Origin of the sequence: Spiroplasma endosymbiont of Lonchoptera lutea (assembly GCF_964019715.1) — a bacterium.
In the GTDB taxonomy this organism is placed as follows: Bacteria; Bacillota_I; Bacilli_A; order Mycoplasmatales; family Nriv7; genus Nriv7.
Window position 1 is genome coordinate 81,389 of sequence record NZ_OZ026463.1, and the last position, 24,630, is coordinate 106,018.

Consider the following 24,630-nt stretch of genomic DNA (forward strand, 5'->3'; position numbering starts at 1 on the left):
GAATGTTTTAAAAAGAAAGGGGGTGATTATATGATTGGAACTTTCTTTGCCGATACACCAGCAACAGTAGAAAAAATAACAGCTAGTGACGCGATGACTAAATTATGAAATGCAATTATGACAGCGTTTACTAAAATGTGAGATATTATTGCTGTTAATATGCCACAAGTCGGTAACTTCTTTGCTGACTACTGAATATTCATTTTTCCATTTATTTTGGCAATATTCTTTATTTGCTTTAAAATGTTTGAAAAATTACTTGGAGCGGTACGCTAACAAAAAAATAAAGTGAGGTGCAAGATGAAATTTTGCAAATGAATAATAGAAAAAAATAACCATTTTATTGAATTAAATCGCACCTCATTTTTAATTTTATGACATTGAGGAGCAATTTGATATATTTACAACGGTTATTTTAAAAACATTGTAAGCTATTTATTTTTAGCAGGTTGTATTTTAATTTTTCTTTTTAAAATCGGTAATTTAACACAAATTAACAAAGTTATTAACTTCTTAAAAAACTCACCATTAAATATTGTGATTGGTTCATTAGGAACTGGAAAAACCGCTTTTCTAGTATACGCATCAAAATTACTAAAAAAGAAAAAATATAATATCGCATCAACATTTCCATTACTAGAAACCCAAAAATTAAGTTTAGGCCATATGGGTTTGTTAGACTTTGATTATCCAGTATTGCCAGACAAAACCTTACTTTTGTGAGATGAAACCAACTTATTTTTAGAAGGAACTGATTGAGAAAAAAATAATACCAAAAACGAAGAAACCGGTATTCAAGAATATTTCGCTCTGGCACGGCATTTTGGTCATATTGTTCTCGCTAGCGGTCAAAGAGATAAACATATTTGAGTTAAAGTTCGTGATATTGCTAATAATGTGATTGTGGGAATTCGTAAAAAACCTGTTAATATTTTTCGTCCCTACTTAAAAGTTATCTATGGTACCTTTACGAGCATTGAAGAATATGAACGCTGACGAAACACATTAATTGATGCTAAAAATAGTAAAAAGGGTCGTCGCATTAAATACCGTGATATCCCTGAACTTGATATTTATTTTTTTAAATTAAAAATTCCTCTACCAATATTAAACACTTACAATTCTTTTTACCTAGCATTTTTAAGAGATTACTTAAATGCAAAAGTAAATCCTGACTATGAAGACAAATACTATACTGACACAGCAATTGATTTAGAAGACTTAGAATATTTAAAAATGGATAAATTTAGCAAATTTTTAAGAAAAATGAAAGAAAAGGAATAATAAAAAATGGAAAATCTTGCAAAAATGGCGGACTTTCTCGCTCAAATGCTTTATAAAGTTTTTGATTTAATTTGAAGTCTTGAAGTACCGGGAACAAATATTCAACTAATATTTCCTCTATTCTTAACGCTGGCCGTAGAATTTCTTATGGCAATTATTCTTGGATTTGGTAGTCAACAAGTTAATTTAGAAAAACAACGCCAATATGCAGTTAAAAATAAAGGTCGTTTAAGTGCCTGAGGAAAAGTTAAAAAACAAGTAAAACCGATAAAAACAAAACAAGGTAACTAAAAATGTTTAAACTAATTATTATTTTTATCTTAATAACTGTTCTTGGACTATTAGCTGGTAGTCATTTTGAAACTTTAACAAACTATATTAGCGAAGGACTTGCCAATTTCCAAAAATTTATTACTAGCAATTTAACAATTTTAGATTTGTTTAAACCAATGGCACGAACATTTTCGCAACACCCAATTTTTACCATTCTTGGTGTAACTTGTGTGCTGATTGCTTTATTTATTGTGATTAAAGGACGATAAAAAATATGAAAGGAGAATTAAAATGAAAAAACTTTTAGGAAAATTATTTAAAAAAGATAATTCAAAAGAAAAAACACCATTAAGATTAAAAATTAAAAATTCTTTTAAAAAGCAGTGGTTAAAAATATGATTAAGTATCATTTTCATCTTTATAAGCTTATTAATTTGTGCATTAACAGCAATCGATACTAAATGAATAACCGGAACAAGTAACGAATTTAATGATTTTATGAATAAACAGATGGTTGATTTTTTTGGTAAGTTCAATACTAGTATTATGCTAGCAGGAATATTTGTTTTTTGATGAGGCGGAGCAATATATTTTGCAATTAAATTTGAAAAAATAATCCGCTTTATTATTCAGAAAATTAAAACAAAAAGAGCCTTAAAAAATGAAATCAAACAAACTCATTAATTCTTTAAAAAAAATATTGATGGAAAATTTTACCTTACATTCTTATGATTACTATCTTTTTCATCCCATTTTTAAAATTGGAAATTAATGATTTGAAATTATTATATGAAAAATTTGAAGCATTAATTTCACTTATGATACTAGGATATTTAGATATATGCATTACAATAGCGGTAGTTATAAACTGTAGCATTGAGTGACTTATTAAAAAAATCAAAACTAAAAGAACAACGAAAAATAAAATATTTTAAAAAGGAGTGGTAAAAATGTTTATGAAAATATTTACCGTGTTAATTATTGGTTTCAATAACATTTTTACCATTCCCCAAAACATTAACAATGACAAAACAACAGTACAATCACTAATTAGAAATAAAAGAGAAAGCAAAGAAACTTATGAATTAAACTTAAAAAAAGGATTTGTTTACTTAGTAAAAAATAGATGAAAAAAACCTACTACTGATATAAAATGAGATTTATATATACATACACAACAATGACCAATAAATATGCCAAACTGAATAAAAATTGATACAATATCTCCAATTAAGGAAGAGACAATACATAGCATAATAGATAATTACCATGCAAAAAATGAAAATATCCTTGATGAACTTACAAAACTCAACTTTAATATCAAGTATGAAGAAATTGAGAACGGTAATATTCAAAAAAAGGAAATCTTTAATCTAAAAGTAACAATATTAAGAAATCCTACTTGAACACAACTAATAACAAAAATTGAAGGTCAAATAAGACCATCAACTGATATTGATTTACCAGAAAAAACCACCAAATTTGATGGCAACCATAACTATAACGATGTTGTTGATAATCTTGATTACTTAATGATTCATCGTGGTGATTTTGATAAATTTAATTACTCTTATCTCTATTGAACGCCAATATTTAATTTCATTAACACCTTAGAAAAAGGTTATTACAAAGAATTTATCATTAAAAACCATGGTTTTAAAGATGAAAGCTATTTTCATCATAAGACTTCTAGTAGTGAGAATGAAATTAATAAGAATGTTTTAAAAATTAAAGCTTTTAATAAAACCTTAATCGCAGGTAATAACTATTTACAATTATTACATGGTGAAAGTGAAATATGAAAATATGATACGGCAAATACTAACGATTATTACCTAATTAAGTACCTTTTTGGTACCTTAAATTATCTTAATGTTAAATTTAGTTTTTTGAGATACGACCCTGAATTAAAAAATGACATTTACCTATATTTTAAAAATAACATTCCTAGTATTAACAACAGCGATTACAAAAATGTTTTTGACGAAATCTATGAAATCCTTGGTAACTTCTTTGCCAGTTTATTTTATGCTACTTTTGATATGGACGAAAAAACTTACACCGAAATTGATTTTAAGGGTGTAGAAAATTATAAGAAGGATTATTTTATTCAAATCGGTTTCTTTTACCGTTCATTAATTACCTTTTATCCCAAAAAATACTTAGTAAATATTATAGGAAACTCAGAATTATTACTAAGAAGTTATTTCTTTACTTTTGACAAAAAAACGCATCAAGAGAATTATGATGCCTTTAAAAACAATAATAGTATCTACCAAATTGATTTTAATGTCTTAAAATCCTATGATAATAAACTAATTACCTTGCCAACCAGCAAGACTGCTAACAGCATCAATTACCTCAATACCGATATTGATATTCGTTATGGTATTAATATTTTTACCTTAACCTTTCCACTTTATCACAAAGATAATATCTCTAACTACAATTTTAAAATTTATGACTTTAATGTCTTAAATTCAACAGCCTTTATCCCTGATGGTTCAAATAACAGTGAATGAGACGATTTAATTCCACCAGCAAATTGTAAATATTCTGGACGATGAATACCAACTTTTAATGATATTGGATGTGCCATTCAAAATGCTGGTATCAAAATGATAAACTGAATGCTGACAGCGTCACGAATCATTACAATTTTACGCCCGTTAGCAATTATTGCAAAAGCAACAGTTAACTTTTCAACCGCGATTTTTCCAGTTTTTAAAACAGTACCAGCTTTTTACTATACCTTTCAATTTTTAATCGGTTTTGCCATTTTTCTAATGATATTAAGGATTTTCGTGTAATATATATATATATATATATATATATATTGAAAAAATAAAGTAATAAAGGAATTAAAATAATGAAAATTTTAAATATAATAACTCTTTCGACATTAACAATATTACCAATAGTTGGCTGTTCTAAAAAAACAAATGAACCAATATTACAAATTGAGAATGAATCATACGAATTAAACTTAAAAAAAGGATTTGTTTACTTAGTAAAAAATAGATGAAAAAAACCTACTACTGATATAAAATGAGATTTATATATACATACACAACAATGACCAATAAATATGCCAAACTGAATAAAAATTGATACAATATCTCCAATTAAGGAAGAGACAATACATAGCATAATAGATAATTACCATGCAAAAAATGAAAATATCCTTGATGAACTTACAAAACTCAACTTTAATATCAAGTATGAAGAAATTGAGAACGGTAATATTCAAAAAAAGGAAATCGTTAATCTAAAAGTAACAATATTAAAAAATCCTACTTGGACCCAACTAATAACAAAAATTGAAGGTTAAACCTTTAATAACTAAATTTAAAAACTGTTAAAATACTACCTTTCTAAGGTGATATTCTATGGTGACAAATAACCGTGCCCTTAAACAACCAAACAATTTTTTCTTTTTTTTATTTTGTCAAAATAGAAAAGCAGTATTTAAACTTAAATACTGCTTTAGTAAAAATATTTTTAATCTTAATTTAAATTAGATAATTAACAAATATATTAAAATTAAAATTTGAAGTCGGGTTATTTATGCATAACACATATAAGAAATATTTTAATTTTTTAATTAATAATGTTAAATTTTATTCTATTCCTAGTCAATCGCCTTCAGTGTTGGTTATAATGACAAAACCATCATTTTCATTATCTAATATTTCAAAATAACCATTTATTTGTTCAAAATGAAGCAGCATTACTTTTACGAGAGTATTGAAATCTTCATTTGTGACACTCCCGCCTCAGCCAGAATGGTCATTTATAATAAATTTATTTTTAATAATTTTAGTAATGGTTGCTTGTGAATTTTTATTTTGTTTAATTTCATTTCATGTGTTTTTGTTAATTTTAATTTTTAATTTATCATGAGCTAGAAATTTATATCATTTTTCAATGTTATCATAAACATTATGATGAATTGAAGCTGGCAACGCAATATCAGATGTTGAATGATGATGAAAAGCAAAATACATTCATGTTCCTGCAATTGCTAATCCTCCAATTACTAAGGATAATCCTAGGGTTTCTGGAGCCAGAGCGGCAGCAGTACCGGTTTCCCCTGCTATAATTCCACCTTCAACCGCTGCTGTTTCAGCAACAGTAATTGTTTCCGCGGCGGCTAAACTTTCTGTTGTACTTGTTGATAAGAGTGGGGTCATTTCCATTGCTTCTGCATTTGTGACACCAGTAGCAGCAGTACTACTAACAGTCATTTTTGTTCCATAAGCTGTTAATGCACCCCCACTTAAAGCTGCTAATCCAGTATTTGTTAATTTATCTTTAAAAGCTTTTTTACCATTTTCCGATAAGCTTTGGTAATGTTGGTTGATTTCGGTTAATTTTTGTTGTTTTTCTTCTTTTGGAAGCGCGTTATATTTATTTATTGCCTTGGTAGCTATTATTTGTGCGTTGATAATATTTTTGTTTATTGGTTTATTTACTACCGGGACATTTTGATTTATTTTATTGTTGTTTTTAATTAAGTTAATTTCTAAATTTTCATCATTTTTTAAACTATTATCTTCTATTTTTTTATCTAAAAAATGATATTCATCTTTTTGTAATTGGGTTGCCGTTTTTTCTTGTGAATTGGTAATATTATTACCTTGATTAAAATCATCATCATTGTTGTTAGACAAAATTGCGTGGTGTTGAGCGTGATAATCAACTGGTAATTTAATTGTGTTTGTATCTGGTTTTGGGGTTGTTATTGGTAAATTATCCTGTCTATTTGTTGTGTCAACTACTACAAGGACATTTCCCTGATTTTCATCAATAGCAATAGGGTGATTTGTTCGATCTTCTTCTGATGTTAAAGCAAAATTATAATGATTGTGAATACCAGAACCTTCAACAAGCTCAACATGAAATATATCTATGGTGTTAGTTGCATTTTGATGCACGGGTTGATAAGGAATATCAGTACCTACACCAATATTAGCATTTAAAAGATTATTCATGGCCAATATTTCGATTTCGCCCCCTCACGCATTAATATTTCTCATTCTATCTAAGTAATTATTAACAACTTCATTTTCACTTATCTGAATTGCACTGCGAAAACTTTCTGCTTGATTACCATTAGAATTGCTTTGGATTGGATTATCTAAATTTCTTTCAATATAATCTACAACGCGATTACGAAAAACAACTCTTACTAATCTATGTGCGGTTGCATCTTGATATCAATCTTGCAAGAAATTGTTGGTATTTGATAAATCAAATTGTTGTAATAAAGTTTGAACATATGATAAATAACTTAATTGTAATTCGCCAAATAATTGAATAAATCGGTTTCTAAATTCTTCATTATTATTTCTCGCTGACAATAAGTAAGATGTTGCTACTGATCAAAATAAACAACTATTATCCGCGGGTACATCATACAAATTATTTTGATTTGTTGTTTTAGTATTTTGATTTTGTGTGCCACTAGTTCCAGCTTGTTCACCAAAACTCACTCTTTTACTACTGCTACCTTGTGATTGACTTCCGCCAGAATTTGTATTAATGTTGCTATTAGATTTAGAAGATGAGTTTAAAAAACCAGGTTTAAATCCTCCAAAACCTGATTCATCTTTTTTCTGAGGTCCAGTTGTTTTATCTGATTTTTTAAATTCATCTAAAAGTTTTTTTACTTTGTCATTGCCCGTCGGTATTAAACCATTTGTATCTGATGCATTTACATTAGCACCATTTGCAAGTAATAATTTTATAATTTCTGTCTGACCTTCGGCTGTTGCCGCAATTAAAGGAGTATTGCCATTATTATTTCCTATGTTAACATCAATTTTGTTTTTACTATTTTCATTTGTTAATAATTCTTGCACAATTTCTGTATGACCTTCGGCTGTTGCCGCAATTAAAGGAGTATTGCCATTATTATTTCCTATGTTAACATCAATTTTGTTTTTACTATTTTCATTTGTTAGTAATTCTTTGACAGCTTCTGTCTGACCTTCGGCTGCTGCCGCAATTAAAGGTGTATTGCCATAGTTATTAGCAAGATTAACATCAATTTTGTTTTTACTATTTTCATTTGTTAGTAATTCTTTGACAGCTTCTGTCTGACCTTCGGCTGCTGCCGCAATTAAAGGAGTATTGCCATTATTATCTCCTATGTTAACATCAATTTTGTTTTTACTATTTTCATTTGTTAGTAATTCTTTGACAGCTTCTGTCTGACCTTCGGCTGCTGCCGCAATTAAAGGAGTACTGCCGTCTTTATTTGTTGCATTTTCACTAGCGCCATGCTCAAGTAATAATTTAACAATTTCTGTCTGACCTTCGGCTGCTGCCGCAATTAAAGGAGTATTGCCATTATTATCTCCTATGTTAACATCAATTTTGTTTTTACTATTTTCATTTGTTAGTAATTCTTTGACAGCTTCTGTCTGACCTTCGGCTGCTGCCGCAATTAAAGGAGTACTGCCGTCTTTATTTGTTGCATTTTCACTAGCGCCATGCTCAAGTAATAATTTAACAATTTCTGTCTGACCTTCGGCTGCTGCCGCAATTAAAGGAGTATTGCCATTATTATCTCCTATGTTAACATCAATTTTGTTTTTACTATTTTCATTTGTTAGTAATTCTTTGACAGCTTCTGTCTGACCTTTGGCTGCTGCCGCAATTAAAGGAGTACTGCCGCCTTTATTTGTTGCATTTTCACTAGCGCCATGCTCAAGTAATAATTTAACAATTTCTGTCTGACCTTCGGCTGCTGCCGCAATTAAAGGAGTATTGCCATTATTATTTCCTATGTTAACATCAATTTTGTTTTTACTATTTTCATTTGTTAGTAATTCTTTGACAGCTTCTGTCTGACCTTCGGCTGCTGCCGCAATTAAAGGAGTATTGCCATTATTATCTCCTATGTTAACATCAATTTTGTTTTTACTATTTTCATTTGTTAGTAATTCTTTGACAGCTTCTGTCTGACCGTTTTGTGTTGCAACATATAAAGGGGTTTCATTAATTATGTTTTTTGCATTAACATCAATATTAGGGTATTTTAATAATTCTTTTACAATCTCTGTATGACCAGCAAACGCTGCAACATGTAAAGGAGTAGTACCTTGTTTAGTTGTTGCTTTGATATCGGCTCCATGCTCAAGTAATAATTTAACAATTTCTGTCTGACCCCTGGCAGCAGCTACATTTAAGGGAGATAAACCATTATTATCTCCTATGTTAACATCAATTTTGTTTTTACTATTTTCATTTGTTAGTAATTCTTTGATAAATTCCATATCACTATTAGATGTTATTCAATGTAAAGGAGTATTGCCATTATTATCTTGCAAATTAACATTAACACCATGCTCAAGTAATAATTTTAGGGCTTTTATCTGGCTAAAAATTGCCGCTACATGTAAGGGAGATAAACCATTATTATCTTGCAAATTAACATTAACACCATGCTCAAGTAATAATTTAACAATTTCTGTCTGACCCCTGCCCCCAGCAGCTAGATGTAAAGGTGAAGAAAAAATTGAAGAATTATTTATTTCTTTTATAAATAAATTTAATATAATTAATAATTTAGCAAGATCTAAATTTTTTGTTAAAATACAATAATTCAACATTTTATTTTCTACACTAGAACCATTAATAATTTTTATTTTTTTTAAATTAGGATTTTTATTATCTTCTAATATTTTTTGTATACTTTTCTTTCTTTCTTTTTTATTATCTAAAATTTTAATTTCATCTTCTTTTATCTCGTCTTTTTTTGTTCCATAATTAATTTTCGCGTTTGTATATATTTGTATTTCTACGAAATCTTCTAATCATTCTAAAATATTCTTTTTTATTTTTTTATATTTTTCATTTTCTGGTGTATCAAATAATTTTTCTACTGCTGTTAGTATTTTTTCTAATTCATTTTCTTTTTCAAAAATTTTATTAATGTCATCTTGATTTTGATCCAAAAAATAATTTATATTTTTTACTTTAATTAAATCTTCTCAAATTTCTATTCTAAATTTATTAAACTGTTCTGAATATTTTTTTCAATCACCTCTTAATTGTGATGTATAATCTTTTCAATTTATTATTTTATTTTTGTTAAATATTTTTTCTTGAATATCTTTTAATATATTTTTGTTTTCATCTATAATTTTTTTTAATCCCTCAATATTTTTAATTTTTGTAAAAATTTCTAAAGTTTTTTCATCACATTGAAATCTCATGGCTTCACTTGTAATAAAAATCATTCTTATTAAATCATCTTTTATTATTGTTTGATTTTTTTGTTTATTATTATCATAATTTGATAAATTTGAAATTGCATCATTTAAACTATCTTTAGAAATATTAATATTTTTCCCTTTATCTGGTTTTCCATTTTCTTTTATTACAACATTTAAACCATCACTTGTGTATGCTCCTGTATAATTTAAATTAATCTTTTGACAATTATATTTTTTAATTACTGATTTATTTAAAGTTTTAATTTTTTCTTCATCATCTTTTAAATTTTCACCTTGTAAATTACTAAGTTTTTTATTTAAAGAATTTAATTCATTATTATAATATAATTTTTTAATATTTTTCTCTTTTTCTTTAAGAGGAATTAATTTATTTTTTTCTTGCAAATATTCTTTCACTTTTTCTTCATTAAATAAAAATTTATTTTCTTTTAGTTTATTTAATTTATTTTTTAAATTATTAAGTTTTGTGATTTCTTCTTGATTATGTTGTTTTATTTTTTCTAAAAGTTCATCATCAAAATAAAAATAATGATTTTGATTGTTAACAAACCCTAGTAAATAAAGATTATTTAAATTAATTACTAATTTTATACTTTTATTATTACTATTTTTTAATGTTAATATTAATATTTTTTCTTTGTTATTTTGTCATTTTTTAATTCAATTAGCCATTTTGGGCTCTAATTCTTCTAATTTAGAAATAATTGTTTTATTATTAAGTTCTTTGCTTATAAGTCCGCCCATATTAATACTTCTTAATGGATCAAGATATTTTTCATCAATAAGTTCTTGCAACATTTTTTGAATATTTTCAGAATAATTTTCATCTAAATTAATTTCTTTTTCAATAATATCAGTTTGACTATCTGTATTTTTTGAAGATTGGAATTGTTGTTCATTTTGTATTTTTGGAGTAGTTGAAATATCTTCATTGTTTTGTCTTTTTTTAATATTATGTTTTCGATTAGGAGCGGCCGCAATTACTGTTAGCATGGCACTACTAGCAATAGTAATTGTTCCTAGTAATTCTAAAAGTTTTTTCATACCTGAAATGTAAAATTAAAAAGGACACTTATATAAAAAACAAATTGTGTTAATTCTATAATTAAGAAAAGAAAGGAATTAGCACAATGTATAAGTATCTGACTATTGAATCAATAATAGCAATAAAAGAATATAAAAGTTATGGATTTTCTATTCGTAAAATAGCAAAAGCAATTGATTATAGTAAATCAACTGTACACAGAGTTTGTAAATTATTAAATCAAAACTTATTACCATTAGAAATATTGAATCAAGTTCAAAAAAATAAACAAAATGCAGGTAGAAAATTAATAATTTTAACTTTAACAGAAATTAATACTATCAATCATTTGTTAATTACTAAAAATTATGCTCTTGATATAATTGCTGATTTTTTAAAGAAAAATAAAATAAAAAATATTTCAACAAAAACTTTATATAACATGTTTAAAACAAATCGAATGGGTTTTGATGAAAAAAATTTATTGAGAAAAGGCAAAAATAAACCTCATAAACAAAAAGAAACTAGGGGCAGAATTAATAATTGTAAATCTATTCATGAAAGAAATTTAATCATTCCAAATATTAAAAATATACAAGAATTTGGCCATTTAGAGGGAGATACTATCGTTGGTAAAGATCATAAAAGTTCTATTATTACTTTAGCTGATCTATGATCAAAAACCACAATTCCTTTGAAAACTAAAAATCATAAAGCAGAAAGTATTACACAAAGTATAATAAAATTTATTTCAAAATTAATACCAGGAACAATTAAAACTATTACTTTTGATCGTGGTAAAGAATTTAGTAAATGAAAATTAATTGAAAAAAATTGTAATGTTAAAATTTATTTTGCAGATGCCGGAAAACCTTGTCAAAGAGGTTTAAATGAGAACAATAATGGTATTTTAAGAAGATATTTACCAAAATCTACTGATTTATCTTCATATAAACAAAAAGACTTAAATTCTATAGCATTTCAAATTAATTCTACACCCAGAAAATCATTATCTTATAAAAGACCAATAGATTTAATACAATTATTTTAAAAAACTGTCCCATTTATATTTACAATTCAGGATATAAATCAAATCCTTTTCGTGAATTTTTACTAATTAATAAAATTTATTAAATAATCAACATGCTTTTTCCAAATCTTAGTCTGGAATCTATTCACTTTGCAGTTTCATTATATACCGTCAAACAAAAAAATTCTACTTTTACTATAATAGGCTTCTTACAATACTATGATAGTAACTGAAAATTGTATTATTGAAGCAAATAAATTAAACTTTATTAAAATTACTACCAAGAAAGGTGATTTTTTATGTTAAAAATTAATAATAATTTAAAAACGATAGAAAACAAGCATTGATTAAGTTTATTTACAACGCATAAAAATATGTACACCAATAAATGTGAACAATTAGCTAACGAATATGAAAAATTAGATGAATACTTATATAAATATCATTATCGTTTAAAACAAGGTTATAAAGTAGTTCATTTTGCACCAAGAACAATTATTACAATTTTTGGTGATGTTACTTTTAACCGACGCCGATATAAATATTGAAATCAAAAATTAGGTAAATTTGAATATGTATGTTTGTTAGATAAAGAAATTGGTTTATTACCCAAACAACGCATTTATTTTGATGTCCAATTTAAAGTTTTAAATCTTTTAGGTGACGGTAAACGCTATCGCGATGTTTTAGATGCTCTAAATCATTGTTATATTTCAAAAGCTAGTATTTCTAGTATTTTAAATAAATATAATATTGCTGAATATTTTCAATTAGCAGAAAAAGAAATTAAAACTAGAATTGATGTCAAAAATAAGGATTTATATATTCAACTAGATGAGACATTTTTAGCAACATTAGACCATAAAGTTAAACAAGACCAAAGAATTCGTTTAGTTACTTTTCATACCGGACATAAAGAAAAAAATTACAAAAATGCTCGTAGAGAATTAGAAAATAAACGAGGTCATTTTCTAATGTTAAAAATTGGTAAACGAATAAATACGATGGATTATCGTGATTTATTAATTAAAGAATTGCAAAAACATTATGTTAATATTAATTATGACAAAATAATTGTTTGTGGTGATGGTGATACTTGAATTAGAGAAATTGCCAACAGTTTTGGTAATGTTAGATATATTTTAGATGGTTATCACGCTATTAAAAAATTAAAACAAACTGCATTTAATATTATTTTTGAAAATCGCAAAGTAACATTAAATAGTTGAATTAAATTATATAAAGATGGAAATCATCAAGAATTAATCAAAAACATTCGTAATGTTGCTAAAAATGAATTAAATAAAGATATTAAAACAATTTTAAGAAAGGCGAGTAATTATTTCAGTAATAATAAGCATGGTATTCATAATCAAAATTTAGAATGGAATATCGGTTGTAGCATTGAAAGTGATGTATCACATTTAATAAAACAACAATTAGGATATGGGGCAAAAATATATAATCATAAGAATTTAAATAATCTATTACATTTAAGAATGGCAAATTTAAACAAATTAAATGTATTACATTATATTAATGAAAATATTAATTCAGAAATAGAAATCAGAAAAGAAATATATAAAACTTCATTATGAAATAAATATAATAAGAAAAATGATGATAGTTGAATTAATAAAGGTAGTATTGTATATACGAATAAATATAGAAAACATAAATTTAGATAATTAGTGAAAATTTAATAAAATTAATAATTTTTCATTGTGTAAAAATTCAATAATATGATAAAATGATAACGAATAAAAATGACAATAACAAGAAAGGCAGGGTTAGTTTAGTAATTAAATAATATAATTAGCTGATTGTTTTACTTCTTCAAAGCAATACCTAAGAAAACTAAACGCGACCTACTTCTTATTTTATGTAAGATAAGAAAATAATTTATAGTATAATTTGCATATAACTTAAAATATAAAGGTGATTATGTTGATGAAAAATAAATTAATATTAGGTTGTCATGTATCAATGAAAAGTCCTGATTATCTAGTAGGAGCATTAAATGAGGCTATTAGTTATGGAGCTAATGCTATGATGTTTTATACAGGAGCTCCTCAAAATACAAGAAGAAAGCCCGTAGACCAGTTAAAAATTGATGAATTTAAACAAGGATTAGACAACCATAATTTAGATATTAATAATGTTATTATTCATGCACCCTATATTATTAATTTAGCTAATAGTATTAATCCTAATACTTATATGCTAGCTAAGGAGTTTTTAAAAACAGAAATTAATCGTTCTTTAGCAATTGGTGTTAAATATATCGTATTGCATCCTGGAAGTAGTGTTGGTGCTGATGCTAGTATTGGTTTACAATATATTATTGATGGATTAAATGAAGTATTGGAGCCTAATCAAAATATTAAAATTGCTTTAGAAACAATGTCAGGTAAAGGTAGTGAATTAGGAATTAATTTTTTGCAATTACAAACAATTATTCGGGGGGTTAAATATTCGCATTTAGTTGGTGTTTGTTGAGATACTTGTCATTTGAATGATGCGGGTTATGATTTAGTTAATAATTTAGAACAAGTTATTGAAGAATTTGATAAGATAATTGGATTGGATAAATTATTTGTTATTCATCTTAATGATTCTAAAAATATTAAAGGTTCCCATAAAGACCGCCATGAGAATATTGGTTATGGTAATTTAGGGTTTGATAGTTTGTGTAGTATTCTTTATCATCCTAAATTTGTTAATATAATTAAAATTTTAGAAACTCCTTGAAATAATTCTGAACCACCATATAAGGAAGAAATTATAATACTTAAAAATAAGCAATTTAATAATTTTTTAAATCGTTAAAATGATTGCGATGATATGTTATGGGTGTGGTTCAGAATTACAATCTAATAATAATTTACAAGCTGGTTACATTGCAAAACTTCAAGATAATTCTCATTTTTATTGTTGGCGATGTTTTCGGATTAAGCATTATAATGAATTAGTAAATGTTAATAATGTTAATTATAATTATGATGATTTATTTATGAAGATTAAAAATAATGATGGGGTAGTTTTTTATGTTATTAATATAATGGACTTTTTTGGAAGTTTAATTTGGCAGTATCATTATCAATTAAAGAATTTAAGATTTTATCTAATAATTAATAAAATTGATACCATAATGCAATATATTGCTTTTAATAAACTTAAAGATTGGGTTAGAAAACAAATAACATTAATTGGACTAGAACCAATTGATATTATTCTTATTAGTAGTACAAAAAATTATTTTATTGATGAATTTGTTGAATTTTTAAAAAAACAACAAACTGATATTTATTGAATTGGAAAAACTAATGTTGGTAAAAGTTCATTAATTTAATAAGGTATTATCATTACAACAACAGTTTTCTCGTAAATTACCATTAATGAGCTATTTTCCTAATACAACAATGAATCTCATTGCTATCGCTTATCGTGATTATTTATATTTTTATGATACTCCAGGATTTTCTAATAGTAATGAATTAAATTATTAACCTGAAATGTAAAATTAAAAAGGACACTTATATAAAAAACAAATTGTGTTAATTCTATAATTAAGAAAAGAAAGGAATTAGCACAATGTATAAGTATCTGACTATTGAATCAATAATAGCAATAAAAGAATATAAAAGTTATGGATTTTCTATTCGTAAAATAGCAAAAGCAATTGATTATAGTAAATCAACTGTACACAGAGTTTGTAAATTATTAAATCAAAACTTATTACCATTAGAAATATTGAATCAAGTTCAAAAAAATAAACAAAATGCAGGTAGAAAATTAATAATTTTAACTTTAACAGAAATTAATACTATCAATCATTTGTTAATTACTAAAAATTATGCTCTTGATATAATTGCTGATTTTTTAAAGAAAAATAAAATAAAAAATATTTCAACAAAAACTTTATATAACATGTTTAAAACAAATCGAATGGGTTTTGATGAAAAAAATTTATTGAGAAAAGGCAAAAATAAACCTCATAAACAAAAAGAAACTAGGGGCAGAATTAATAATTGTAAATCTATTCATGAAAGAAATTTAATCATTCCAAATATTAAAAATATACAAGAATTTGGCCATTTAAAGGGAGATACTATCGTTGGTAAAGATCATAAAAGTTCTATTATTACTTTAGCTGATATATGATCAAAAACCACAATTCCTTTGAAAACTAAAAATCATAAAGCAGAAAGTATTACACAAAGTATAATAAAATTTATTTCAAAATTAATACCAGGAACAATTAAAACTATTACTTTTGATCGTGGTAAAGAATTTAGTAAATGAAAATTAATTGAAAAAAATTGTAATGTTAAAATTTATTTTGCAGATGCCGGCAAACCTTGTCAAAGAGGTTTAAATGAGAACAATAATGGTATTTTAAGAAGATATTTACCAAAATCTACTGATTTATCTTCATATAAACAAAAAGACTTAAATTCTATAGCATTTCAAATTAATTCTACACCCAGAAAATCATTATCTTATAAAAGACCAATAGATTTAATACAATTATTTTAAAAAACTGTCCCATTTATATTTACAATTCAGGTTATTTAAATAATAATGCTTATCATAATTTAATTTTTGATTCAAAAATTAAAAGTAAAACCTATCAATTGGAATATGGACAAACAATAACTATTGTGGGATTATTTCAATTTTCATTTATTGAAGGGTTAGCAACATCATTTCATTTTTATGGTTCTAATAAATTAGTTTTACATCGTAGTAAGATTGAAAATTGTTCGCGAATTTAAAAGCAACAAATTTTACTTTTAAAACCAAAAACTAAAATGGTTGAACATCAAATTAAAATTTCTAAAAATAATGAAGAAAAAATTGGCATTTAAATTTATGGTTATGGATGAATTTCATTTAAAGCTCGAAAGCAACAATTGAGGTTGTTATTACCCGAAAATTGTGATTATCAAATTATTAAACCAATAGTATAATCAGAAAGGAATAAGATGAAAATTATTATTTTTGGTGGGAGTTTTGATCCTATTCATAATCAACATAAAGAAATTATGCTTCAAGCTTATGAACAATTAAAAGCTGATATGCTTTTAATTGTTCCTGCATATTGTTCACCTTTAAAAAAACGCCAATTAACTAATTCCCTTCATCGGATTAAAATGATTAATCTTGTCATTAGTAAATATCCTTGAATGAAGTTAGAAACTTGTGAGGTAGATCGTCAAGGCATTTCCTATACGATTGATACGGTAATATCTTTACAAGAAAAATATGGTTTTAATCATCAATATTATATTATTATTGGTTCTGATCAAGCTAATAATTTGCAGCGCTGACATAATATTGCGATTTTAAAAACTAAAGTTATTTTTGTTATTGCTCAAAGAGCCGAATATCTTTTAAATGAAAAAATATTACAATCATATAATAAAGTTATTTTACAACCACTTTTTGCTAATATTAGTTCAACTAAAATTCGCCAAGGAATGATAACAACAATTGATTCTAAAGTTTTAGCATATATTAATGATAATTTACTTTATATTGCTGATCGTTTGTTATTACATATGGATAAAACTCGTTATCTTCATTGTTTAAATGTAGGAACAATGGCAAAACAATTAGCGAATCATTATCAAGTTAATTGTTTAAAAGCCGAAATAGCAGGTGTTTATCACGATATAACTAAACAATGAGAAGATGCTCAACATCAGCAATATTTACAACAGTATTTACCACAATTTTTAAGTGAACCCGTACCAACTTGACATTCAAAAACAGGAGCATTATATTTAGAACATCATTTAGGTTTTAATGATAAAGAAATTTTATTAGCAATTAGTAATCATACTACTGCTGCTGTTACAATGAGTAATTTAGATAAAATTATTTTTATTGCTGATAAAATTTCTTTTGAAAGAAATTATCCTCATATTGATAATTTACGAAAATTAGCCTTTACGAATCTTGATGAAGCTTTTAAAAAAATTTTTTATTATCATTATTTAGAAGTAGTTAATAAAAATGGTATTGATAATATTGGTCAAGAAATTGAAAAAGTTTATAAAAAATTTTTTTAAATTATGATAGCTAATTATATAATTAATTGTAAGGAGAATAAAAATGAAAAAAATTAGTCGTAGTTTTTCAGTTAAAGGTTTTTATACATTGATTTTTGCTATTGTTGGTACAATTGTTTTAATTTGAGATTTTATTGATTATTTATTTTTCCATTCTTATTTAGCAAAATATGATTTATTATATACTGATAAAGGAACAATTTTTATTTCTTTTTTTACGCAACAAACTAATATTATTGTTATTATTTATTTTTATTTTGTGGCATATTTTCATTTTACTTATCAAAAACTAGACATCCATTCCTTTTTGATTCGTTTATTTGTTACGGTATATATTGCTGTTACTTCAATAGTTTTTACGGCTGGTTTATTACCAGGAATTGTTAATAAAACTACATATGACCTTAAAGGTTGAATTTTTACCGCATTTTTACATTTTATTATTCCGATAGGAATGCTTATTTATTTTTTTTGAATGTCAGGTAAATTTCATTATGATTTACGAAGATTTAATCGTCAATCATTATATAAAGTTTATATTTATCCATTTTTTTATTTTTTGTTTATAATGGTCCGTGGTGAACTTCGCCATCAAAATTCATTTATTGATAGTCTTTATGAGAAATTTCCCTTAGAAAGTTTTGATTTAGAATATCCTTATTGATTTTTAAACTATCATCATTATACTTATGGTATTGCAACAATTACGGTAACATTTTTATTTATATTTATATTAATTACAGGGTTAACTTATTTATTTATTTCATTAAATAATGTTATTTTTGAAAAAAGACAATATCGTCATTCTAAAATGGTGCGCAGATAATGATAATTGGAATTATAGCGGCAATGAGCCAAGAGTTAACAATTTTAAATAAGGAATTAAGTAAAATTGCTAAAAAAACAGATATTAGTGAGAATTTAGTTGTATGAAATTATCTTGACCACCAAATTATTATTACTGAAAGTGGTATTGGAAAAGTTAATAGTGCTATTAATACTTATCATTTGTTACAAAATTATAATTTAGATTTATTAATTAATATTGGTAGTGTTGGTGCTTATTAGTGAAGAAATAAAAATTAGTTCATTATTTTTAGTTCAACAAGTCTTTTATTATGATGTTGATTTAACAGCATTTGATTATAAATATGGACAATTACCAAAATTGCCACAAGCATATAATTGTATTTATGAACCTTGAAAAAAATTTAGTAAAAATAATAATATTATGATAACTAATCTTGCTACAGGTGATAGTTTTATTAATAGTGTATCACAAGCACAAATAATTCAAGAAAATGTTGGTAAGAAAGTAACAATTGTTGATATGGAATGTGCAGCTATTTGTCAAGTAGCATATTTACAACAATGTCCCATCTTAGTTTTAAAAGCAGTTTCCGATAATGTTTATCATCAATTAAAAAATATTAATCAGTTTAATAAGAGTTTAGACAATATTAGTCGGAAGTTGGCAAAAATAACATTGAAATTAGTTACTGACATTATTAGTAAAGGGAGAATTGAAGATAATGGTTAAACATTATATTTTGGGTTTATTAACTTGAAGAACAATATATAAAGTTATTGCTATTAGTTTATGTATTGTTGTTTTGGTAATTGGTTATTTGATAGCTTTATTTGATTATCAAGGAACAGCTTTTGATGAAACCCCTGCTAATGGTCGGAGTGGTAATTATTTAAGTTTTTTTGTGGTGCAAGTAAATATTTTAATTTTAGCATATTTTGTTAATGCGTTAGTCTTTTATCGTAATGAAGGATTAACAAGGTGAACTAAACCAACGGCCAAGATTGCTTTTTCTGTTTATGCATCATTTACTTTATTAGTTTATTGAATAATTATTTTTCCATGAGTATTAATATCTACACCGTATACTATTAAAGGTTGACATTGAATTATTATTGCGTTTCAAAATGGTATTATTCCTTTACTGTTAATTATTTACATTGTGATTATTAGTTATGAAGATATAATCTATTCAAGAAATTTTTTTCGTTGAAAGTTATGAATTATTATTTTATATCCCTTAATTTATTTAATGTTTATTTTAGTTCGGGGCGCATTACGCTTATTAGATCATAATAAACACCCAGATTTATTTACTACTAATGGTAAAATTGATTGGATTAAGATTTATAATTATCCATTTCTTTCATATAATCAAGAAGTTTCTTTTATTAATTTTGATGGTATATTTACTTTTATTTTCTTTATGATTATTTTTACTATTTTATTATTATTTTTAGTATGATTTTATGTGTATATTTTTAATTATCGTTATGATATGAAACATAAAAGAAAAAGGAGATAAAAATGAAAAATTATCGTAAAATTATTAATTATTTATATCTAGGAGATTATCAGTCAAAACCAGCATTTTGTGAATTTATCGTTAGTGCTGCGAGTGATTTTTTTGCTCAAAAAATCCCTAATCTTGATGACCAATCAGAACAAGTATATTTAAGCGATGATAAAAAAGAATTATATTTAAATTTGTTAGATTATCCAGAAATTGGTACCTTAGACAAAAAAGTTTTAAAAGCAGGTTTAAATTTTATTGATGAACATCTTAAACAGGAAAAAAATGTTTTCGTTCATTGTGTTTGAGGAGTTAATCGTAGTGCTTCATTAGTCTTTATTTATTTAGTTATTAATAACCATTTATCACAAGATAACTTTCATAGTGCTTGAAAACAATTTAAAAAAAATTATTCTCGTGCTAATCCGAACCCAGCTTATTGACATTATTTGAATCATGAGTTTCCTTATAATGATTTAAAAAATAAGTAAAATCTTTTTTAGTAATTAAGGAGAACATAATGGAAAAAATTAAAGGCTATTTAAAAACAATTGTTTTTGAAACTAATGGTTTTATAATTTGTAAGTTTTTGTTACATAATAGTATTAATCGTTATATTTTTGTTAAAGGTTATTTATTTAATTTACAACCTGAGCAGTTATATGAATTACAAGGGCAATTTGTTAGTCATCCAAAGTATGGTAAACAATTTCAAGTTGAACAATATGAAACAGTAATTATTGAAGACAATGAATATTTAGTGAAGTATTTGTCGTCACCATTATTTCCGACAATTGGTAAAACTACAGCTCAAAAGATTATTGATTGTTTACAAGATGATGTTTTAAATAAGATTTATTGTGATGCTAAGATTTTATTTAATATTGGTATTAAAAAAAATCAGGCACAAATTATTTATGAACAAATTAAAAAACAAAAAAATGATCATCAATTAACACAATGATTTTCACGAGCTCAGTTATCTTTTGATTTATTGCATAAGTTACAAGCCCAATATGGAGAAAAACTTTTAGAATTAATAAAAGTTAATCCTTATGTGTTAAGTGATCAATGTGAATTTTGAACTTTTCATAAAGCTGACCAACTCGCTAGAGTGTTAGAAATTAATCTTGATAATGTTTCGCGTTTAGTATATGCATTAAGATATATTATTCGTCAAGAGTCCTTTAAGACAGGACATAGTTATTTTTCAGTTAATATAATTTTAAAACAACTTATGAAGTATAGTATTTTAGATGAAAAATTAATTAATCAAGTAGTAATGCAAGCTATTAATGAAAATAAAATTATCGTTGATAATAATAATTTTTATGATATAGAAATTTATTATAGTGAAATTTTTATTGCTAAATATTTAAATCAATTACAAAAATTAGATAATAATATTAATGATGCTGTTATTATTCAAGATATTCATATTATTGAACAAGAAAATAATATTAGTTATAATAACGAACAACAATTAGCATTATTAAAATTTAGTCAAAAAAATTTAACCATTATTAATGGTGGACCGGGGACAGGAAAAACAACTTTAATTAAAGGAATTATTGCTTTATATCAAAAACATTATCCTCATAATACCGTTGCGATTTGTGCACCCACAGGAAGAGCCGCTAAACGATTAAAGGAGCAAACTAATGTTGAAGCAATAACAATTCATAAATTATTAAAATGAGATTTGCATCACAATAAATTTAATCATAATGAAACTGAACCATTAAATTTTGATTTAATTGTTGTTGATGAGATGAGTATGGTTGATACAATTTTATTTAATAATTTATTAGTTGCTAGCCCTAATTTACATAAATTAGTTTTAGTTGGTGATAACAATCAATTAACTTCTGTTGGTAGTGGCAATGTTTTAGGAGATTTATTACAAGTATCACATTTAAATATTATTAGTTTACAGAAAGTCTATCGTCAACTTGAAAAATCAGAAATTATTAATTTAGCATATCAAATGCAACAAAATAATTTTAGTTATGAATTTACTAATAGTAATGAAGTTCAATTTATTGAATATTATCAAATCCAGCAACTTTTAGAAAATTTGGCAAAGATATTTTTACAATTAGTTAATGAAAGCAATATCTTTGAAGTTCAGGTTCTTGCTTCAATGTATAATGGTCGTTGTGGCATTAATGCAATTAATGAAATATTGCAAGAAGCCTATAATCCTTTTTGTAAAGATAAAATGCAAATTAAAATTGCAACAACTATTTTTCGTGTTGGTGATAAAGTAATGCAAACTAAAAATGATAGTGAAAAAGATATTTATAATGGTGATATTGGGATTATTGATAACATTATTACTAATGAACAAAATAAACAAGTTATTATTGTTCGTTATGAGCAAAGAATTATTGAATATCAGCATCAGGAGTTGAATAATCTTATTTTAGCTTATGCTATTTCTGTTCATAAATCACAAGGTAGTGAATATCCGTTTGTAATAATGATTATTGACAATAGTGCAACATATATGTTAAAAAGAAATCTTATTTATACGGCGATTACTCGCTGTCAAAAGAAATTATATCTTTTAGGTCAAAAAAATATTTTTATTAAAGCTGTTAATTCATTAGAAAAACCACGAATTACAACATTAGTTAAAAGATTAATGGAAAATAAAATAATCCATAGTGGTAAAATATCATCATAAATGACATCATCTAATAAATGAAAAGTGAGGGATATTATGAAAAAGAATGTATCGCTAATAGTTATCTTTTTTTGATTAATACAAGTTCTTAATATTATTAGTGCTTGTTCTTTAAGTGTTAAAGATTTAAGCACTTTAAATAGTTTACAAGCAATTATTTATCAATCAAATAATCAATATAATAAACTACAACAAGAGATTATTAAAGAAGAACAATTTATTAAGCGCCCCCTTTCTACTAAGGCAAAATTTAAATATTTTGCTGATAGTGAAGCAACTAATGATATTAGTAGTAATTTACAAGTGAAAGGGGATATATGAGTAACTATTTCTGTTGGGAATGATGAAAAGTATTGAACTGGTACTAGTAAACCATTACTAATGAGTCTTATTAGTCCGTTTACTGAAATTGCTAATTTTGGAAGTCCAGCGCAAACAATTCCAACTTTTAGTTATAGTAATGGTAGTTTTTATGTATTTTTACATAGCAGAATTCTAAAAGGTGACCAAAGTGGTAACTTTCAAGAGTTAGGAACAATTCCTACTTCTGATACTTTTTGAAGTGCATTAGTATATAATGATAATATTTATATGGGAACAATAACCAAAAAACTTTTTAAAGTTCCTGAATTGTAAATATAAATGGGACAGTTTTTTAAAATAATTGCTGAATTATACTTGTAAGTGCAAGTATAATTCAGCATAGATTAATTAAAAAATTAATTAAAACTCCTTTATATAATTAGAATATAACATTGAGGGTATAGTTCAATGGTAGAACGTTAGTCTCCAAAACTAAATGTTGTGGGTTCAAGTCCTACTACCCTCGCCAATTATTAAATTACACCAATTTTAATTGACAATACATATTATCCAATTTATAATTATTATAAATAATTAGTACTAAAAATTATTATCAATTAATATTATGGAGAAAAATATGCTCAAAGAAAAACATATTATATTTAAAATTACCATTTCATCAATGGCATTAGCACTAGCACTAGCATTATCAATGCTAGAAATTCCTATTCCCCTACCTAACTTACCAGCAGCCAACTTTGAAATTGGTGATACCCTAATTTTATTAGTTATTCCATTAATTGGTCCTTGATTTGCAATGCTAATTGGTGCAATTAAACCTTGATTACATATGATAATTCCCCACCACATTGCTCACGGTAATATTGTTGTTAGTGCCACAATGGGAATGATGTTAAATGCTCTTGTTATTGGACTATATTTTCTATTAAACTGAATATGGAAAAGATTATTTCACAAAGAAAACATTTATACTAAATGCACCAGTATTCTTATTTGTTGTTTAGCAACTGCACTATTTGCTGCTATAAATGCTCAATTGTGAGCTGCTGATGCTTTAGGTTTTCATACACACACTCATCCAATGACAATAAATCCAATAATAATTAATAAGTGTAAGAATTTTTCTCTTCATGACCCAATCAAAGAAATATCCAAGCAACCACTAAAAACACAAATGCTAATTTTTTATAGCATTTATGGGGGTTTCATTTTTGTAAAATATCTCATCACCTTTGGTGTAATGTTAATTCTGGAAAAGCCAATCTTACGATATGCTGAATCAGCTCACTATTCTTATCACCAACGAGAAAAAGAAAAAGCAGAAGAAAAGAAATAAAAGAAAGTAAATAAATAAAAAATGTA

General features: G+C 25.5%; 22 protein-coding genes and 1 tRNA gene. 22 read left to right on the top strand and 1 reads right to left on the bottom strand.

Annotated features, from left to right (window positions below; genetic code table 4):
- The first annotated feature begins 30 nt into the window (after positions 1–30).
- The 7 genes from AACK97_RS00430 (at position 31) to AACK97_RS00460 (ending at position 4,888) form a co-directional block, all read left to right on the top strand.
- Positions 31–276, top strand: coding sequence for a hypothetical protein (locus tag AACK97_RS00430; protein WP_338967897.1), 246 nt, complete (start codon positions 31–33; stop codon positions 274–276).
- Between the two features lie 24 nt (positions 277–300).
- Complete coding sequence (locus AACK97_RS00435; protein WP_338967898.1) at positions 301–1,284, top strand: hypothetical protein; 984 nt, start codon at positions 301–303, stop codon at positions 1,282–1,284.
- 6 nt (positions 1,285–1,290) lie between these two features.
- Entirely contained in the window at positions 1,291–1,575 is a 285-nt protein-coding gene (locus AACK97_RS00440) for a hypothetical protein (RefSeq protein ID WP_338967899.1), read from the top strand.
- Positions 1,576–1,577: 2 nt separating this feature from the next.
- Positions 1,578–1,826 (top strand): hypothetical protein, encoded by a 249-nt coding sequence (locus tag AACK97_RS00445; protein WP_338967900.1) that lies wholly within the window; start codon positions 1,578–1,580, stop codon positions 1,824–1,826.
- 22 nt (positions 1,827–1,848) lie between these two features.
- Positions 1,849–2,241, top strand: coding sequence for a hypothetical protein (locus AACK97_RS00450; RefSeq protein WP_338967901.1), 393 nt, complete (start codon positions 1,849–1,851; stop codon positions 2,239–2,241).
- Positions 2,242–2,513: 272 nt separating this feature from the next.
- A complete protein-coding gene (locus tag AACK97_RS00455; RefSeq protein ID WP_338967902.1) occupies positions 2,514–4,367 on the top strand; it encodes a hypothetical protein in 1,854 nt (617 codons plus the stop codon).
- Positions 4,368–4,426: 59 nt separating this feature from the next.
- Positions 4,427–4,888: a hypothetical protein gene (locus tag AACK97_RS00460; protein WP_338967903.1), complete on the top strand. Its 462-nt coding sequence runs from the start codon at positions 4,427–4,429 to the stop codon at positions 4,886–4,888.
- 289 nt (positions 4,889–5,177) lie between these two features.
- Here AACK97_RS00460 and AACK97_RS00465 read toward each other — a convergent pair whose 3' ends face one another.
- The gene (locus AACK97_RS00465) at positions 5,178–10,847 is read right to left on the bottom strand and encodes an ankyrin repeat domain-containing protein (protein WP_338967904.1); all 5,670 of its coding nucleotides are present in this window, start codon (positions 10,845–10,847) and stop codon (positions 5,178–5,180) included.
- 86 nt (positions 10,848–10,933) lie between these two features.
- On the opposite strand from AACK97_RS00465, the gene AACK97_RS00470 reads away from it, so the two are divergent.
- From AACK97_RS00470 to AACK97_RS00540, 15 genes are all read left to right on the top strand, one after another.
- Entirely contained in the window at positions 10,934–11,878 is a 945-nt protein-coding gene (locus AACK97_RS00470) for an IS30 family transposase (protein ID WP_338967536.1), read from the top strand.
- A gap of 278 nt (positions 11,879–12,156) precedes the next feature.
- Positions 12,157–13,545, top strand: coding sequence for an Mbov_0401 family ICE element transposase-like protein (locus AACK97_RS00475; RefSeq protein WP_338967905.1), 1,389 nt, complete (start codon positions 12,157–12,159; stop codon positions 13,543–13,545).
- Between the two features lie 262 nt (positions 13,546–13,807).
- Positions 13,808–14,686 (top strand): deoxyribonuclease IV, encoded by an 879-nt coding sequence (locus tag AACK97_RS00480; RefSeq protein WP_338967906.1) that lies wholly within the window; start codon positions 13,808–13,810, stop codon positions 14,684–14,686.
- A gap of 1 nt (position 14,687) precedes the next feature.
- Positions 14,688–15,209, top strand: coding sequence for a hypothetical protein (locus AACK97_RS00485; RefSeq protein WP_338967908.1), 522 nt, complete (start codon positions 14,688–14,690; stop codon positions 15,207–15,209).
- 242 nt (positions 15,210–15,451) lie between these two features.
- Positions 15,452–16,396: an IS30 family transposase gene (locus tag AACK97_RS00490; RefSeq protein WP_338967862.1), complete on the top strand. Its 945-nt coding sequence runs from the start codon at positions 15,452–15,454 to the stop codon at positions 16,394–16,396.
- Positions 16,397–16,845: 449 nt separating this feature from the next.
- Complete coding sequence (locus tag AACK97_RS00495; protein ID WP_338967909.1) at positions 16,846–17,934, top strand: nicotinate-nucleotide adenylyltransferase; 1,089 nt, start codon at positions 16,846–16,848, stop codon at positions 17,932–17,934.
- Between the two features lie 43 nt (positions 17,935–17,977).
- Positions 17,978–18,760, top strand: coding sequence for a hypothetical protein (locus AACK97_RS00500; protein ID WP_338967911.1), 783 nt, complete (start codon positions 17,978–17,980; stop codon positions 18,758–18,760).
- Complete coding sequence (locus AACK97_RS00505) at positions 18,760–19,002, top strand: hypothetical protein (protein WP_338967913.1); 243 nt, start codon at positions 18,760–18,762, stop codon at positions 19,000–19,002. The genes AACK97_RS00500 and AACK97_RS00505 overlap by 1 nt, the downstream gene beginning before the upstream one ends.
- Positions 18,986–19,474: a hypothetical protein gene (locus tag AACK97_RS00510; RefSeq protein ID WP_338967914.1), complete on the top strand. Its 489-nt coding sequence runs from the start codon at positions 18,986–18,988 to the stop codon at positions 19,472–19,474. Before AACK97_RS00505 ends, AACK97_RS00510 begins: the two co-directional genes overlap by 17 nt.
- Positions 19,467–20,267 (top strand): hypothetical protein, encoded by an 801-nt coding sequence (locus AACK97_RS00515; RefSeq protein ID WP_338967915.1) that lies wholly within the window; start codon positions 19,467–19,469, stop codon positions 20,265–20,267. Before AACK97_RS00510 ends, AACK97_RS00515 begins: the two co-directional genes overlap by 8 nt.
- 2 nt (positions 20,268–20,269) lie before the next feature.
- Positions 20,270–20,746, top strand: coding sequence for a dual specificity protein phosphatase (locus AACK97_RS00520; protein WP_338967917.1), 477 nt, complete (start codon positions 20,270–20,272; stop codon positions 20,744–20,746).
- Between the two features lie 29 nt (positions 20,747–20,775).
- Positions 20,776–22,944 carry an ATP-dependent RecD-like DNA helicase gene (locus AACK97_RS00525; RefSeq protein WP_338967918.1) on the top strand — a complete coding sequence of 723 codons (2,169 nt, stop codon included), beginning with the start codon at positions 20,776–20,778 and terminating at the stop codon, positions 22,942–22,944.
- Positions 22,945–22,980: 36 nt separating this feature from the next.
- Positions 22,981–23,580 (top strand): hypothetical protein, encoded by a 600-nt coding sequence (locus AACK97_RS00530; protein ID WP_338967919.1) that lies wholly within the window; start codon positions 22,981–22,983, stop codon positions 23,578–23,580.
- 121 nt (positions 23,581–23,701) lie between these two features.
- A tRNA-Trp gene (locus tag AACK97_RS00535) sits at positions 23,702–23,776 on the top strand.
- Between the two features lie 96 nt (positions 23,777–23,872).
- Positions 23,873–24,604: an ECF transporter S component gene (locus AACK97_RS00540; RefSeq protein ID WP_338967920.1), complete on the top strand. Its 732-nt coding sequence runs from the start codon at positions 23,873–23,875 to the stop codon at positions 24,602–24,604.
- The last annotated feature ends 26 nt before the right edge of the window (positions 24,605–24,630 follow it).